This is a genomic window from Agromyces protaetiae, from assembly GCF_004135405.1.
Lineage (GTDB): Bacteria > Actinomycetota > Actinomycetes > Actinomycetales > Microbacteriaceae > Agromyces > Agromyces protaetiae.
Map to the genome: position 1 here is coordinate 45,473 of NZ_CP035491.1, position 14,768 is coordinate 60,240.

15 protein-coding genes are annotated in these 14,768 nt (G+C 72.6%); 5 read left to right on the forward strand and 10 right to left on the reverse strand.

Annotated elements, in window-relative coordinates; genetic code table 11:
- Nucleotides 1-70 precede the first annotated feature (70 nt).
- Nucleotides 71-970, forward strand: coding sequence for a LysR family transcriptional regulator (locus ET445_RS00250; RefSeq protein ID WP_129187782.1), 900 nt, complete (start codon nt 71-73; stop codon nt 968-970).
- 9 nt (nt 971-979) lie between these two features.
- On the opposite strand, the gene ET445_RS00255 is transcribed toward ET445_RS00250, so the two are convergent.
- The 9 genes from ET445_RS00255 to ET445_RS00295 form a co-directional block, all read right to left on the reverse strand.
- Complete coding sequence (locus ET445_RS00255; protein WP_129187784.1) at nt 980-1,771, reverse strand: siderophore-interacting protein; 792 nt, start codon at nt 1,769-1,771, stop codon at nt 980-982.
- Nucleotides 1,772-1,802: 31 nt separating this feature from the next.
- Complete coding sequence (locus ET445_RS00260) at nt 1,803-3,272, reverse strand: basic amino acid/polyamine antiporter (protein WP_129187786.1); 1,470 nt, start codon at nt 3,270-3,272, stop codon at nt 1,803-1,805.
- Nucleotides 3,273-3,318: 46 nt separating this feature from the next.
- A complete protein-coding gene (locus ET445_RS00265; RefSeq protein ID WP_129187788.1) occupies nt 3,319-4,077 on the reverse strand; it encodes an SDR family oxidoreductase in 759 nt (252 codons plus the stop codon).
- Between the two features lie 82 nt (nt 4,078-4,159).
- Complete coding sequence (locus ET445_RS00270; RefSeq protein WP_208008480.1) at nt 4,160-5,005, reverse strand: ABC transporter ATP-binding protein; 846 nt, start codon at nt 5,003-5,005, stop codon at nt 4,160-4,162.
- Complete coding sequence (locus ET445_RS00275) at nt 5,002-6,051, reverse strand: FecCD family ABC transporter permease (RefSeq protein WP_129187790.1); 1,050 nt, start codon at nt 6,049-6,051, stop codon at nt 5,002-5,004. The genes ET445_RS00270 and ET445_RS00275 overlap by 4 nt, the downstream gene beginning before the upstream one ends.
- Nucleotides 6,048-7,136: a FecCD family ABC transporter permease gene (locus ET445_RS00280; protein ID WP_129187792.1), complete on the reverse strand. Its 1,089-nt coding sequence runs from the start codon at nt 7,134-7,136 to the stop codon at nt 6,048-6,050. Before ET445_RS00280 ends, ET445_RS00275 begins: the two co-directional genes overlap by 4 nt.
- On the reverse strand, nt 7,126-8,025 hold the full coding sequence (locus ET445_RS00285) for a siderophore-interacting protein (protein WP_129187794.1): 900 nt from the start codon (nt 8,023-8,025) through the stop codon (nt 7,126-7,128). Before ET445_RS00285 ends, ET445_RS00280 begins: the two co-directional genes overlap by 11 nt.
- Nucleotides 8,022-8,924: an ABC transporter substrate-binding protein gene (locus ET445_RS17680; RefSeq protein ID WP_341769758.1), complete on the reverse strand. Its 903-nt coding sequence runs from the start codon at nt 8,922-8,924 to the stop codon at nt 8,022-8,024. The genes ET445_RS00285 and ET445_RS17680 overlap by 4 nt, the downstream gene beginning before the upstream one ends.
- A 152-nt stretch (nt 8,925-9,076) precedes the next feature.
- A complete protein-coding gene (locus ET445_RS00295) occupies nt 9,077-9,910 on the reverse strand; it encodes a helix-turn-helix domain-containing protein (RefSeq protein WP_129187796.1) in 834 nt (277 codons plus the stop codon).
- Between the two features lie 147 nt (nt 9,911-10,057).
- On the opposite strand from ET445_RS00295, the gene ET445_RS00300 reads away from it, so the two are divergent.
- Genes ET445_RS00300 through ET445_RS00310 form a run of 4 tightly spaced genes read left to right on the forward strand, consistent with a single transcriptional unit; the run spans nt 10,058 to nt 13,822 of the window.
- Nucleotides 10,058-11,629 carry an ABC transporter transmembrane domain-containing protein gene (locus ET445_RS00300; RefSeq protein WP_129187798.1) on the forward strand — a complete coding sequence of 524 codons (1,572 nt, stop codon included), beginning with the start codon at nt 10,058-10,060 and terminating at the stop codon, nt 11,627-11,629.
- Nucleotides 11,626-12,738, forward strand: a complete 1,113-nt coding sequence (locus ET445_RS17685) for an ABC transporter transmembrane domain-containing protein (protein WP_243695265.1) — start codon at nt 11,626-11,628, stop codon at nt 12,736-12,738. The genes ET445_RS00300 and ET445_RS17685 overlap by 4 nt, the downstream gene beginning before the upstream one ends.
- Nucleotides 12,735-13,415, forward strand: a complete 681-nt coding sequence (locus tag ET445_RS00305; RefSeq protein ID WP_243695266.1) for an ATP-binding cassette domain-containing protein — start codon at nt 12,735-12,737, stop codon at nt 13,413-13,415. The genes ET445_RS17685 and ET445_RS00305 overlap by 4 nt, the downstream gene beginning before the upstream one ends.
- A 5-nt stretch (nt 13,416-13,420) precedes the next feature.
- On the forward strand, nt 13,421-13,822 hold the full coding sequence (locus tag ET445_RS00310; protein WP_129187802.1) for a hypothetical protein: 402 nt from the start codon (nt 13,421-13,423) through the stop codon (nt 13,820-13,822).
- A 15-nt stretch (nt 13,823-13,837) separates the two neighbouring features.
- Here ET445_RS00310 and ET445_RS00315 read toward each other — a convergent pair whose 3' ends face one another.
- Nucleotides 13,838-14,626, reverse strand: coding sequence for a bestrophin-like domain (locus ET445_RS00315; RefSeq protein ID WP_165314242.1), 789 nt, complete (start codon nt 14,624-14,626; stop codon nt 13,838-13,840).
- Between the last annotated feature and the right edge of the window lie 142 nt (nt 14,627-14,768).

Consider the following 14,768-nt stretch of genomic DNA (forward strand, 5'->3'; position numbering starts at 1 on the left):
TCACGCTAGAGCGGGCAGACTGAGAAGTCCAACAGTTGTGATTCATGCGATTGAGAAGCACAATCGATGAATGGATCTCCGCCAGATGGAATACCTCGTCGCCCTCGCCGACGAAGGCCAGTTCACGCGCGCCGCCGCCGTGTGCCGGGTCTCGCAGTCGGGCCTGTCGGCCGCGATCCGCACCCTCGAAGACGAGCTCGGCACGACGCTCTTCCTCCGCACGACCCGCAAGGTCGAACCGACCGACGCGGGCCTCGCACTCCTCCCCTTCGCGCGGCAGATGCTCGCGCAGGCCACCGCCGGCCGCGACGCCGTCGTGCGCGCGAGCCGCGAGCTCTCGGGCCGCCTGCGGGTGGGCGCCGAGCAGTGCCTCGGCATCGTCGACGTGCCGACGCTCCTCGAACGTTTCCGCCGCCGCTACCCGCAGGTCGACATCCACTTCGTGCAGACGGGATCGCACGACCTCGTCGCCCAGGTGCGCGAGGGCGACCTCGACGTCGCGTTCGTCGCGACCACAGATCACCTCGGGGCGGTCGCCCGCACCGAGCTCGGTCGCCGCCGTCTCGTGCTCCTGTGCCCGCCGGAGCATCCGCTCGCCGCCTCGTCGCGCATCGAGTGGGCCGACCTCCGAGACGAGGACTTCATCGACTTCCAGGAGTCGTGGGCGGTGCGCTCGCTGAACGACGAAGCCGCCGCGGCGCACGGCCTCGGCCGCCGCGTGCGCTGCACCGTCAACGACGTCCACACCCTCCTCGACCTCGTGCAGCGCGGTCTCGGCGTCGCACTCGTGCCCCAGCACGTCGCGGCGAAGCCGCAGGCGGCGGGGCTCGCGTCCGTGCAGCTTCCGGCGTCGTCGACGCCCGAATGGGTCGTGTCCGCCGTCACGGCGGCGGCGCCCGCGGCGTCGGCGCCGCTCCTCCTCGAGATCCTCGACTCGGAGCTTCGCGGCGACGAGCAGCGCGCGGCGTAGGCGCGGAGCCTAGCGCGCCCGCCAGTAGCCGCAGAATGCGACGTTCGCCTTCGGCACGCCCCACTCGTTCACGAGGTGGCGGCGCGCGCCGGTCGCGAGCTTCGACTCGCCGGCGGCGAATCCGACGACGGATGCCTCGGGGCGCGCGAGCTGGGCCAGCCGATCGAGCGCCGACACGCCCACGGGCGCTTCGCGCTCGCGCACGACCCAGTGCACCTCGACGCCGTCGGGGGCGCCGGTCTCCTGCCGGTCGGCGGCATCGGGGAGCTCGACGATCGCGTCGCCGACGGCGTCGCGCGGCAGGTCGCGCAGGATGCCCGCGACGGCGGGCAGTGCGCTCTCGTCGCCGACGAGCAGCACGCGGTCGGCCGCGACATCCTTGAAACCTCGGCCCTGGTCGATGAGACCGACGTGCGCGCCGACCGGGAGCGTGCCGGCCCACGGCCCGGCGACACCCTCGTCGCCGTGCACGACGAAGTCGATGTCGAGCTCGCGCACCTCGGGGCGGAACTCGCGCACCGTGTAGTTGCGGATGACGGGGCGGGTCGCCTTGGGCAGCGTGAGGTACTTGAGGTAGGCGATCGTGTTGAACGTGTCGGAGAGGTTGTCGAAGCGGGTCTCGTCGCTCGTCGGGACGGCGAGCCGGAACCACTGGTCGAACCCGACGTGCCGCCATTCGGCGAGCTCGTCGCCCGCGATCGTCAGCCGCACGAAGTGGGGCGAGATGTGCTCGGCGCGGGTGACCTCGGCGGTCACGAGACCGGTGTCGGCGTGAGAGATGGCGATGTTGCTCGAGGCCACGGGCTTGCCTTTCGGTGAGGGTAGCCTCACCTTACAAGACGATCCACCCCTGCACGAGACCGACGATGCCCACGACGGCGAGCCCGAGCGCGACGAGGAAGATCGCGAACTCGGCGAGCGTGAACACCCGCCGCCCCTGCTCGCGGCGGGCCATCGCGAAGAGGACCGTCCCGGGCGCGTAGATGATCGCCGAGAGCAGCACGTACGACAGTCCGGCCGCGAAGATGAGGAAGGCCGTGTACCCCGTTGCGAGGAGGCCCACGATCAGTTCGCGCGTCCGATGGCCCTGCACCGAGGCATCCGCCCCGTACCCGTCGCCGCGGATCGCGATCTTCAGCAGATACGCCGCCGACAACAGGAACGGGATGAGCGTGAGCGCACTCGTGAGCTCGAGGGCGAAGTCGAACGCGTTCGCCGAGAAGTAGGCGACGATGAGGATCGCCTGCGCGAGGAGCGTCGACGCGAGCAGCGCCGTCACGGGGACGTCGCGCGAGTTGACCCGGGCGAGGAAGCGCGGCATGTCGTGGTCGCGCGCCGCGACGAACATGACCTCGGCCGCCATGAGCGTCCACGCGAGATAGGCGCCCAGCACCGACACGATGAGCCCGATGCTCACGAACCACGCACCCCACGGACCGACCGCCGCCTCGAGCACGCCCGCCATCGACGGCTGGCGGAGCCTCGCGATCTCGTCGGCCGGGAGCACGCCGTACGAGACGATCGTGACCGACGCGAAGACCGCGAACACGCTCAGGAATCCGAGCACGGTCGCCTTGCCGACATCCGACCGTTTCTTCGCATGCCGCGAGTACACGCTCGCGCCCTCGACGCCGAGGAACACGAAGACCGTGACGAGCACCGTCGCGCGCACCTGGTCGAAGAGCGTGCCGTAGCCGACGCCCGACCAGTTCGACGCGAACGCCGCGGGGTCGAGCACGAAGAGGGCGAGGAGGACGAACACGACGATCGGCACGACCTTCGCGATCGTCACGATGCGGTTGACCCCCGCTGCCGCCCGCACCCCGCGGCTCACGAGGAAGAAGAACGCCCACAACCCCGCCGTCGACAGCACGATCGCGAGCACCGTGTCGCCCTCGCCGAGCGCGGGCCAGATCGCGCCGATCGTCGACATGATGAGCACCCAGTACGTGACGTTGCCGAAGCACGCGCTCGCCCAGTACCCGAGCGCCGAGAAGAACCCGAGGTACTCGCCGAAGCCCGCCTTCGCATACGCGTAGATGCCCGCGTCGAGCTCGGGCTTCCGCGTCGCGAGCGCCTGGAACGCGAACGCGAGCATGAGCGTGCCCGTGCCCGCGATGAGCCACGCCGTGAGCGCGCCCGCGACGCCCGTCGCGGCGGCGAACGTGCGCGGCAGCGAGAACACGCCCGCGCCGACCATCGACCCGACGACCATCGCGGTCATCGTGGGGATGCCGAGCTTCGTGCCCCTGGGCGCGACGGGTCGCGCAGTGTCGGAATCGGCGGTCTCGGAATCGGTCATCGGTCCCCCCGGCGATGCGGCGATGCGGTGCGCTGACGCGACCAGCCTAGGGGCGCTGCGGATGCTCCGCCGCGAGCCACTCCTCGAAGGTCTGCGCGCTGCGATCCGCGTCGGCGTCGGGCATGGCGGCTCCCCGCCGCATGGCGCGCAATTGCGCGGTCGGCAGCACGACGGGGATCACGGGCCCGCGCACCCCCGTCCGCCGCACGAGCCCGCGCACCATGTCGGGCAGGCGCTCGTCGCGCGGACCGCCGAGATCGCGCGCCCGACCGACCGCACCGCCCTCGGCGAGCGCGACGAGCCGTTCGGCGACCTCGCGAGCCGCGACGGGCGCGCTCGGAATGCTCGGCACGACGTGGAACGGCCCGAACGACAGTTGCGCGAGCATCTGCCCCGCGAACTCGTGGAACTGCGTCGTGCGCTGGATCGTCCACGGGACATCCGTCTGCCCTTCGACCGCCCGCTCCTGCGCGAGCTTGCCCGCGTAATAGTCGTAGGGCGCGCGGTCGACGCCGACGATCGAGAGCGCCACGTGGTGACGCACGCCCGCCGCGCGCTCGGCCGCAAGCAGCGTGCGCGTCGCGGTCGTGAAGAACGCGACGGCCTTCGCCGCCGACAGCGTCGTGATGTTCGACGTGTCGATGACGACCTCGACGCCCGCGAGCGCCTCTGCGAGCCCTGCTCCGGTCAGGAGGTCGACGCCGTTCGAGCGCGTGAGCACGACGACCTCGTGCCCGTGCTCGCGCGCGACGTCGACGACGTGCGTTCCGACGGTTCCGGTTCCTCCCGCGACGGCGAGCTTCATGGATGCATCCTCTCGATCGAAAGCCTTCACCCCATCAGACCGCGCACTCCCCCGGACTGTGACGCCGAAACGCGCACCGCGCTCACGCGGGCTTCGGTACGACGAGCGGCGTTCCCGTGTGCGGGTCGGGGATGATCGTCGCGGGCAGGCCGAAGACGTCTTCGACGAGCCGCTCGGTGAGCACGTCGCCCGGCGCGCCCGTCGTCACCACCGCTCCGTCCTTCATGACGACGAGGTGGTCGGCGTAGCGGGCGGCCTGATTGAGATCGTGGAGGACGGCGACGAGCGTGCGCCCGCCTTCGCGGTGCAGTCGGCGCAGCAGCTCGAGGAGCTCGTACTGGTGCGCGATGTCGAGGAAGGTCGTCGGCTCGTCGAGGAGCAGAAGCGGCGTCTGCTGCGCGAGCACCATCGCGACCCACACGCGCTGGCGTTGGCCGCCCGAGAGCTCTTCGACGAGCCGCCCCGAGAGGTCGGCGGTGTTCGTCGCGGCGAGCGCGTCGGCGACGGCGTCCTGGTCGGCCGCGGTCCACTGGCGGAAGAGCCCCTGATGCGGGTGCCGCCCGCGCGAGACGAGGTCGGCGACCGTGATGCCCTCGGGTGCGATCGAGGTCTGCGGCAGCAGGCCGAGCCGACGCGCGACCTCTTTCGCGGGGTACTCGGTGATCGCCTTGCCGTCGAGGACGACTGTGCCCGCGGCGGGCGCCATGACGCGCGCGAGTGCGCGCAGCAGGGTCGACTTGCCGCACGCGTTCGGCCCGACGACGACCGTGAACGAGTCGGTCGGGATCTCGACCGAGAGGTCCTCGGCGATCGTGCGGCGGTCGTAACCGAGGGTCACGTGCTCGGCGGCGAGGCGAGCCGCCACCGCGGGTCGGTCGGGCGCGTCGGCGCCCGCAGTCAGGAGCAGTTCGCTCGCGACATCCGTCATCGTCGTCTCGCTTCCGTGATGAGCAACCAGATCAGGTACACGCCGCCGATGCTCACCGTGACGACGCCGACGGGCAGCTGCGTCGGCGCGAAGAGGTGCTGGGCGGCGAAGTCGCTCGCGGCGAGCAGGAGCGCCCCCATGGCGGCCGCGGCCGACAGGGTGACGCCCGCCGACCGCGTGAGGCGGCGCGCGAGCTGGGGCGCCGCGAGCGCGACGAACGCGATCGGCCCGGCCGCGGCGGTCGCGGTCGCCGTGAGCGCGACGCCCACGATCACGAGCGCGAGGCGCGTGCGGGTCGTGCGGACGCCGAGCGCGGTCGCGGCGTCGTCGCCGAGTTCGAGCACGTGCATGGGCTTCGCGAGGAACGCGACGACGGCCCACAGCACGACGAGCACGATCGCGGCGGGGACGGCCTGCTCCCATCCGACGGCGTTGAGCGACCCCGTTCCCCACGCCGCCGCGGCGAGGGCGACGTAGAGCTCGGCGTTCAGGATGATCCACGTGTTGAGCGACGCGAGCATGGCCGCGACGGCGATGCCGACGATGATGAGCCGGAACCCGTGGAACCCGCGCCGGTACGCGAGCAGGTAGACCGCGACCGCGGCGGCGAGCCCGCCGGCGAGCGCGCCGCCCGCCGTCGCGAGGTACCCCGTGCCGACGGTCGTGATGACGAGGAGCGCCCCCGTGTAGGCGCCCGCGTCGAACCCGATGAGGTCGGGGCTGCCGAGGGGATTCCGAGTGATCGACTGGAAGATCGCCCCCGACACGCCGAGCGCGGCGCCCAGCATGAGGGCGAGGGCGACCCGGGGCATCCGCCAGTCGAGCACGACGAGTTGCGTGCGCGAGTCTCCGCCGCCCGCGAGGGTCGCGACGACATCGGGGATCGGGATGAAGAAGTCGCCCGTCGCGAGGCTCACGACGCCGACGGCGAGCGCCGCGGCGACGAGCAGTGCGACGACGACGAGGTGGCGCACGGCGATGCGCGCACCGAAGCGGCCGTCGGGCGAGCGCAACTCGACCGAGCGGTACCCGAGATCCACGCTCACAGCGCGCTCGCCTTGCGTCGGCGCACGAGCGCGATGAGGACGGGGGCGCCGACGAACGCCGTCACGATTCCGACGGGCAATTCGCCGCTCGGCAGGACGACGCGGCCGAGCACGTCGCTCGCGACGAGGAGCACGGGCGCGGCGACGGCGCTGCCCGCGAAGATCCAGCGCTGGTCTGGGCCGGTGAACCAGCGCACGGCGTGCGGCACCATGAGGCCGACGAATCCGATGGGGCCTGCGGCGGCGGTTGCGGCGCCGCACAGGAGCGTGACGGCGACGATCGACACGACGCGCGTGCGCACGACCTTCGAGCCGAGCGCGACGGCGAGCTCGTCGCCGAGGGCGACGGCGTTCAAGGGCTTCGCGACGGCGAACGCGAGCACGAGGCCGACGGCGATGAACGGCAGGATGCCGAGCGTGAGTTCGAGCGGCGCGACGCCGACGCTTCCGGCGTTCCACCCCCGCATCCGGTTGAACACGTCGGGCAGGAGGAGCGTGATGCCCGACGTGATGCCCGACAGGAATGCGCCGATCGCGACGCCCGCGAGCGTGAGGCGGAGCGGGTCGGGGCCGCCGCGGCCCGTCGCGCCGATCGCGTAGACCGCGAAGGTCGCGACGATCGCCCCCGCGAACGCGAACCACACGGTGCCCGTCAGCGAGGTCATGCCGAACGCGGCCGCGCCGATGACGACGGCGAGCGCGGCGCCGTTGTTGACGCCGAGGATGCCGGGGTCGGCGAGCGGGTTGCGCGTGAACGCCTGCATGACGGCGCCCGCGACGCCGAGCGCCGCGCCGACGGCGATGCCGAGGATCGTCCGCGGCACGCGCAGCTCGCGCACGATCGTCCCGGCCTCGTCGGCCGACCCCCCGATCGCGGCGAGCACCTCGTCGATCGACAACCCCTTCGATCCGATCGCGAGGCTTGCGACGCAGCACGCCGCGAGCGCGGCGACGACGAGTGCGAACCCGAGCGCGCGGCGGCGGCGCACGGCGGCTATGGCGCGGCGCGCCTCGCCGGACGCGGCGGCGGATGTCTCGGAGCTCGCGCTGCTCGAGACATCCGCCGTTCTGGTGTCAGAGCCCATGCGCTTCGAGCGTGTCCTCGTACTCGTCCTCGAGCTCCTCGAGGTCGCGGCCGGCCTCGTCCCACATCTCGCGGAGGCGCGTGCGGACGTCGTCGGGCAGCGCCTCGTAGCGCTCGGTCCACGCCTCGGCGGCCTCGGTCCAGTAGCCGACGACCTTGTACGCCGTCGCGGGCAGCTTCAGCTCGTGCCGCAGGTAGCGGCGCACGGCGCGCGTGACCCGCGCTTCGCCGGCGACCCACACGTAGCCGGGTTCCTGCGGGAACTCGGTCGCGCGCACGATCTCCTCGAGCCGGCTCGGCGAGTGGCCGTTGCCGCCGTGCACCCACTGGAGGTCGACGTTCGCGGGCAGGTCGGGTCGCTGCTCGTCGCGGTCGTCGGCGACCTCGAGGACGACGCGCGTGCGCACTCCTTCGGGTGCCTGTTCGGCGAGGCGGAGCGCCGCCGGGAGGCCCGTCGCGTCGGCGACGAGAAGCTGCCATCGGATGTCGGGGTCAGGCGCGTAGAGTCCGCGGGGCGTGTTGACGCCCGCGACGTGCCCGGGCTGCGCCCCGAGCGCCCAGCGTGCGGCGACGCCGCCGTCGTGGACGACGAAGTCGATCACGAGCCGACCGGTCGTCTCGTCCCAGCCGCGCACCGTGTAGGTGCGCACTTCGCTCGCCTCGACTCCGGCGGCGAACTCCCAGTACCCGTCGCCGGTCGCGACGGGCAGGTTCGGCTCGTCGTGGCCCTCGGCCGGAAGGAAGAGCCGAAGGTACTCGTCGCCGACGCCCGACGACACGAACCCTGCGAGGCCGTCGCCCGTGAACTCGATGCGGAGCATTCCGGGCGTGAGCCGGCGCACGTCGGCGACGACGACGCGGTGGATGCGGTTGACCTCGGCCTTGCTCATCCGAGGAGCGCCTTCGCGATGATCTCGAGGAGGCCGTCCTGGCCGCTCGGCGAGCCGTAGCTCATCTCGTAGTTGTAGCCGTAGACGCGGTCGTTCGCGACGGCGGGCAGAGCGGTCCAGAGCGGGTTCGAGGTGAGCGCCTCTTCGTTCGTGATGATGTCGGAGCCGTCTTCGCTCATGCCGTTGAAGATGACGTCGATGCCCGAGAGCTCGCCGATCTGCTCGAGGCTCAGGGTCGTGCCCTCGCCGTCGGGTGCGCCGTCGCCGTCGCCGTCGGCGAGCGGGGAGATCTCGAGGCCGAGGTCGGCGAACACGAGGCACGAGATCGAGTAGCAGCCGACCGAGATCTGGCCGTCCCAGAACGAGACGTCGGCGACGACGGGAGAGATGCCTTGCGCGTCGAGCTCGGCTTTGACGTCGGCGGCGCGGGCGGCGTAGTCGTCGAGCCATGCCTGGGCGCGGTCTTCGCGGCCGAGGTCGGTCGCGAGCTTCACGAACTTGTCGCGCCAGTCGCCCCCGTCGAACCCGTCGTAGGTGTACGTGGGGGCGATGGGCGTGAGCTTGTCGTGGAGGTCGGTCTCGTAGCCGAGCCCGTTGAGGATGAAGTCGGGCCCGACCTCGAGGATGTGCTCGAGGTTGAACTCGGGGTAGTTGTGGAAGCCGGTGATGCCCTCGAGCTCGCTCTGGGGAAGAAGCTCGGGAACTCGTCCCAGTCGACGCGGATGGGCTGTTCCTTCGCGAGGGTGTACCCGAGCGTGATGAGCATGTCGACGTCGGTCGTGTAGAAGCCCATGGCCGCCTTCGGCTCGACGGGGACCGTGACCTCGCCGAAGTCGGTGTCGATCGTGAGGGTCTCGGCTGCGGCTGCGCCGTCGTCGGTGGCGGAGGCGCTCGCGCAGGAGGCGAGGAGGGCGGTGGCGGCGACGGCTGCGAGGGCGGCGCGGAGGGCGCGCGAGTGAGAGGTCTTCATGCTGCTTTCGTTCCGGGGAAGGCGACGGCGATGAGTGCTTAGCTTAGGCTTACCTAAGAGCGTGCCGCCTTCGATCATGCATCACCCGGATGTCGCGGAGCCGCCATCCGATGACGCGGAGGCGACAGGATGTCCCGCGCCCGTCGCCGCTCCGCCCGCGAACGCGCCCGGCGTCGTGCCGAACTCTCGGCGGAACGCCTGCACGAACGCGCTCGGCGTCGCATACCCCACCCGGCGGCCGACCGCGCCGACGGGGTGGTCGGCCGCGAGCAGCCCGATCGCCGCGCGCATGCGCGCCTTCGTGCGCCAGTCGGCGAACGTGAGGCTCGTCTCGAGCTTGAAGAGCCGCGAGAGGTTGCGCTCGCTCGCCCCGACGAGACTCCCCCACTCGTCGAGGGTGCGCTGGTCTGCGGGGTCGTCGAGCACGGCCTCGGCGATCTTGCGCGTGCGATCGTCATCGGGCATCGGCAGGTCGAGCCGCATGAGTTCGGCATCCTCGAGCAGCCGCACGACGAGCCGCTCGGCGAGGTCGCGGGTCTCTGCATCGAGGTCGCGCGCCTCGAGCTCGGCGAAGATCGCACGTGCGACGGCGGGCACGCCGACCGCCCCCGTCGTCTCGCGCGGGCCGCCGAGCCGCCTCGGCACGTAGGTGCACGCGAACTCGGTGCCCGACCCGGCGGCGACCCGGTGCGCGGTGCCCGCGGGGATCCAGAGCCCGACGGTCCAGGGCACCGCGTGGTCGCCTTCGGCGGTCTCGACGACGAGCGAGCCGCGCGTGCCCCACAGCAGCTCGTGCACGTCATGGCGGTGCCAGCCCCACTCCTCATCGCGGCGCACGGCGAACGAGCTGGTCATGACGCCGTCCCAGTCGACGGCGACGTCGAGCACGTCGAGTATCTGGCCGGTTCGCGACATCCTTCGGCCCCCTATCGCCTGTCTGCAGAAGTAAGGACATCCTAAGCTAGCCGCCGTGCCAGCACCGTCCCGCACTTCCCCCTCCCCCTCGCCCTCGTCTTCCGGGGCCGTCGGCTCCTCGTCGCCGCCGCGATCGCGGGGCTCGTCGTGCACCAGATCACCGAAGCGCTCGTGCCCGTCGTCGTCGGCATCGTCGTCGATCGCGCCATCGCCCCCGGCGACCCGACCGCGCTCGCCTGGAGCCTCGGCCTGCTCGCGGCCCTGTTCGTCGCGCTCCTCCTCGCGTGGCGCCTCGGCGATCTCGCCGCGTCGCGCGCGACCGAGCACGGCGGACTCGCCGTCCGCCGCCGGCTCGTCGAGCGACTGCTCGCCCCCGCCGGATTCGCGGGACAGCGGAGCCCCGGCGACCTCCTGAGCGTCGCAGGCACCGACGTCGATCGCACCGCGGGCGTCGTGTGGGTCGTCGGCGGGGGTGCCGCGCAACTCGCCGCCGTCGTCACGGCGACCGTGTCGCTCCTCGTCGTGTCGGTGCCGCTCGGACTCATCGTGATCGTCGCGACGCCCGTGTTCGTCGCCCTCATGCACCTCGTCACCACGCCGCTCGAACGCCGCATGCACGCCGAGCAGGCCGCCGCGGCGGCCGCGAGCGCGACGGCGGGCGACCTTCTGACCGGGCTCAGGACGATCGCGGGGCTCGGCGCCGAACGGGCCGCGATCGACCGGTTCGAGGTCGCGAACCGACGGTCGCTGGATGCCTCGCGGCGGGCCGTGCTCGCGAAGGGACTCCACACGACCGCGAGCCTGTCGGGCGCCGCCCTCCTCCTCGCCGGCATCGCGTGGGCGGCCGCCGCCGAGGCCGCCGCGGGCACGATCACGGTCGGCGAACTCGTCGCCGTGCTCGGCCTCGCGCAGTTCGTCGCGTGGCCGGTCGGCGGGCTCGCCTACGTCGGGGCCGAACTCGCGACGGTGCGGGCCTCGGCGAAGCGCGTTCGGGAGGTGCTCGACGCCCCCGCCGCGGTCGAGGTCTCGACGACCGCGCGAACGAGCGCAGACCCCGACACATCAGACCCCGAGACATCCGCCCCCGATGTCGTCTTCGACGCACTCGCCACCCCGCACCTCCCGTCGTTCTCCGCCCGGATCCCCGCCGGCTCCCTCGCCGCGGTCCGCGTCGCCGATCCGCGCGCCGCGCGCGAACTCGCGGGGGTGCTCGCAGGCGCCCGCACGCCCGACGCGGGCCGTGTGCTCGTCGGCGGCGCCCCGCACGCCCCCGGCGCGCCGCTCGTCCTCGCTCCTCCGCACGACGCGGCGCTCTTCGCGGGCTCGCTCCGCGACAACCTCGAACTGCACCGACCGCCCGTCGGCGACGCGATCGCCCGGGCCGTGCACGCCGCCGCGCTCGAAGACGTGGTCGGCGGGACGCTCGACGCCGCCCTCGAGCGCCCCGTCGGCGAGCGCGGCCTCACCCTCTCGGGCGGGCAGCGCCAGCGCGTCGCCCTCGCACGCGCGCTCGCCCGCGAGGCGCGCGTGCTCGTGCTGCACGACCCGACGAGCGCCGTCGACTCGGTCACCGAGGCGCGCATCGCCGAGCGGGTGGCCGCGCTCCGGGCCGGTCGCACGACGATCCTCCTCACGACGAGCCCCGCGCTCGTCAACGCGTGCGACGTCGTCATCGACGTGGGCACGCCCTCATCGGTCTACGAAGGAGCCTCCGCGTGACGACGACCCCGCTCCCGGTCGCTTCCCCCGCCGACACCCGCCGTACGCTCGGATCGCTCCTGCGGTCGCGGAGCGCGGCGCTCGTGGCCGCGAGCGGCGCGCTGCTCGCGGCCTCCGTCGCAGGACTCGCCCTGCCCGCCGCGCTCGGCCTCATCGTCGACGCCGTCGTCGACGGCGACACGCCTCGCGTCGGCGCGCTCATCGCGGCGATCGCGGGACTCGGCGTGCTCTCGGCCGTGCTCACGGGCGCCGGTCGCGTGCTCGTCGCCCGCCTCGGCGAAGGGGTGCTCGCCGAGCTCCGGGGCGCCGTCGTCACCCGGCTGCTGCGACTGCCGTCGACGGTCGTCGAACGCGCGGGCCGCGGCGACCTCGTCGCACGGGCGGCGGGCGACACGCGCATCGTGGGCGACGTCGTGTCGGGGGTCCTGCCGACGTTCGCGTCGGCGGCGTTCGCGATCGTCGTGACGGTCGCGGGGCTCGGTGTGCTCGACTGGCGCTTCGCGCTCGCGGCGCTCGCTGCGGCACCCGTCCAGGCGTTCGCCCTCCGCCGCTACCTGCGGCGGTCGCGGCCCGTCTACCGTGACGCGCGCGCGGCCGAGGGCGAGCGTTCGCAGCGCATCCTGGAGTCGGTCGACGCGGCGGCCACCGTCCGCGCGATGGGCGTCTCACGCGAGCGCGCGGCGGTCGTCGATGAGGCCGCCGTGCGATCGGTCGCGCTCGAGCTGCGGGCCGTGCGGATCGGCGTGGACTTCTGGAACCGTCTCAATGTCGCCGAGCTCGTCGGCCTCGGCGCCGTGCTCGCGGTCGGATTCGCCCTCGTCGCGTCGGGAGACGCGACCCTCGGGGGCGCGACCGCCGCGGCGCTCTTCTTCCACTCACTCTTCGGCCCCATCGGGCAGGTGCTCGCCAACGTCGACGAACTGCAGAAGGCGCAGGCCGCGCTCGCACGACTCGTCGGGGTGTTCGCCCTGCCCGAGCGCGCGCTCCGCGCCCGCGGGTCGAGGACGCCCGCGGCGGTCGCGTTCGAGGGGTCGGCTTCGCGTACGAGCGATCGGATGCCCCGGCGCCGTCGCTCTTCGACGCGCCCGCGCCCGCGCTCGACGGCGTGACCTTCCGGGTCGCGGCGGGCGAGCAGGTCGCGCTCGTCGGGGCGAGCGGCGCCGGCAAGAGCACGATCGGCTCCCTCGTGCTCGGCTCGCTCGCCCCGACTGCGGGCCGGGTGCGGATCGGCGGCGTCGATTCGACGGATGGTTCGTCCGAGTCATCCGCCGCCCCGACCCTGCCGACCGTGGGACTCGCGGGCCAGGATCCGCACGTCTTCGCGGGCCCGCTCGCCGCCGACCTGCGCCTCGCGAAGCCCGACGCGACCGACGCCGACCTGCGCGAGGCGCTCGCCGCCGTCGGCGCGCTGGACTGGGCCGAACGCCTGCCCGACGGGATCGAGACCGTCGTCGGCTCGGGCGGGCACGCGCTCACGATCGTCGAGTCGCAAGAGCTCGCGCTCGCCCGGCTCGTCCTGCTCGACCCCGCCGTGCTCGTTCTCGACGAGGCGACGGCGAGCGCTGGCGTCGCGCTCGACTCGGCCGTCGCACGGGTCGCCGCGGGACGCACGTCGATCCAGATCGCGCACCGGCTCGACCAGGCCGCGCGCGCCGACCGCATCGTCGTGCTCGACCGCGGGCGAGTCGTCGAGCAGGGCGCCCACGACGTCCTGGTCGCCGCGGGCGGCGCATACGCGGCACTGTGGACGGCGTGGTCGGCGAATCGCTCCGACACGGCAGGATAGCGGGCATGACCGCTCACGACACGTCGCCGTACAGCCAGCAGCCGCAGTACCCTCAGCAGCCGCAGTACCCGCAGTACCCGCAGCAGCAGCCCGCCGCCCCCACCCGCACGCTCGCGCTCGTCTCCGCGATCGCGGGTGCGGCGACCGTGCTGCCGACGATCGTGCTGACGTTCGTCACCGCGGCGCTCTACATGGCGGACGACTACGGCGGCGTCTCGGTCGTGTACCTCATCGGCAACGCGATCAGCTTCGTGTTCGCCCTCGTGGCGGTCGTGTTCGGCCTCATCGCCCTTCTTCGGCGCCTGCCCGGCGCGGCCCTCGCGGGTGCGGGCCTGGCGCTCGGCGCCGCGGAGATCGTGACGGTCGTCCTCTCGCTCGCGCAGCCGCTCGTCTACGGCCTCTTCTGAGCCGGGCGGCGCGCACTACTCCCGGTCGATCGTCTGCTCGAGCACGCGTTCGAACGCGCCCGGCCCGACCGAGATGGCGCCCGCATAGGGGTGGTCCATGTCGGCCGTCACGAACATGACGAGTCCGATGAAGAGCGCGAGGAGTCCGGCCATCAGCAGGTGCAGGCGCAGGCTCTTGACGTAGATGAAGGCGATGAGGACGGCGTTGACGATCGCGCCGACCCAGAGCACCGCCCAGAAGAGGCCGGGCAGTTCGAGGGTCGTCGCGTCGATGCGTTCGCGGCGGGCCTCCACGAAGTCGTCGAACGTGCCGAGCATCTGGATGTAGTTCGCCTGCTCCTGCCCGTTCGTCGGCTCGAACCGGTGCAGGAGGTCTTCGAACTCGTCGACGCGGCCCGTGCTCGTCTCGGGGATGATCCCGTCGCGCTGCAGAGGCCAGTCCTCATCGATGACGACGTGCACGTACCGGTCGAGCGCAGCCTCGAGCCCGTCGGCCGTCTGCGGCGGGAGCCCGGCTGCGCCGCGGTAGAGGGCTGCGACGTGGGCGGCTTCCTTGAGGGTCGCGACGCGCGTGTCGGCGTAGTTCTCGTAGACCGACACCGCGACGAGGGCGAGCAGGATCCCGAAGAACACGCCGAAGGTGCCGATCGTGTGGCCGAGCACGCGGTCCCACTGGTCGGGATCCTGCACGAGCCGGTGCACGGGGCGGCGGAGGGCGATCACGATGCCGCAGGAGGCGGCGACGAAGAGTCCGACGAAGAGGGGCAGCGCGACGGCGACGTTCAGGTCGTAGAACCAGTTCACGCGCACCTCCCCGGTCGGACGCGATGCTCCGAGATGCATGCTACGGATGCCTCGGGGCCGGGCGCCAGACGATCACCCCACCCCCACTTCGGGGGTCACCCTTCGGGTGCCCCTCGCCGCCCCCTTCCGACCGGATTACGCT

Excerpts from the sequence above, each read along its gene's own strand:
- ET445_RS00250 (WP_129187782.1), top strand. The coding sequence starts at position 71 with ATGGATCTCCGCCAGATGGAATACCTCGTCGCCCTCGCCGACGAAGGC.
- ET445_RS00260 (WP_129187786.1), bottom strand. The coding sequence starts at position 3,272 with ATGACCGATTCCGAGACCGCCGATTCCGACACTGCGCGACCCGTCGCG.
- ET445_RS00265 (WP_129187788.1), bottom strand. The coding sequence starts at position 4,077 with ATGAAGCTCGCCGTCGCGGGAGGAACCGGAACCGTCGGAACGCACGTC.
- ET445_RS00270 (WP_208008480.1), bottom strand. The coding sequence starts at position 5,005 with ATGACGGATGTCGCGAGCGAACTGCTCCTGACTGCGGGCGCCGACGCG.
- ET445_RS00280 (WP_129187792.1), bottom strand. The coding sequence starts at position 7,136 with ATGGGCTCTGACACCAGAACGGCGGATGTCTCGAGCAGCGCGAGCTCC.
- ET445_RS00285 (WP_129187794.1), bottom strand. The coding sequence starts at position 8,025 with ATGAGCAAGGCCGAGGTCAACCGCATCCACCGCGTCGTCGTCGCCGAC.
- ET445_RS00295 (WP_129187796.1), bottom strand. The coding sequence starts at position 9,910 with ATGTCGCGAACCGGCCAGATACTCGACGTGCTCGACGTCGCCGTCGAC.
- ET445_RS00310 (WP_129187802.1), top strand. The coding sequence starts at position 13,421 with ATGACCGCTCACGACACGTCGCCGTACAGCCAGCAGCCGCAGTACCCT.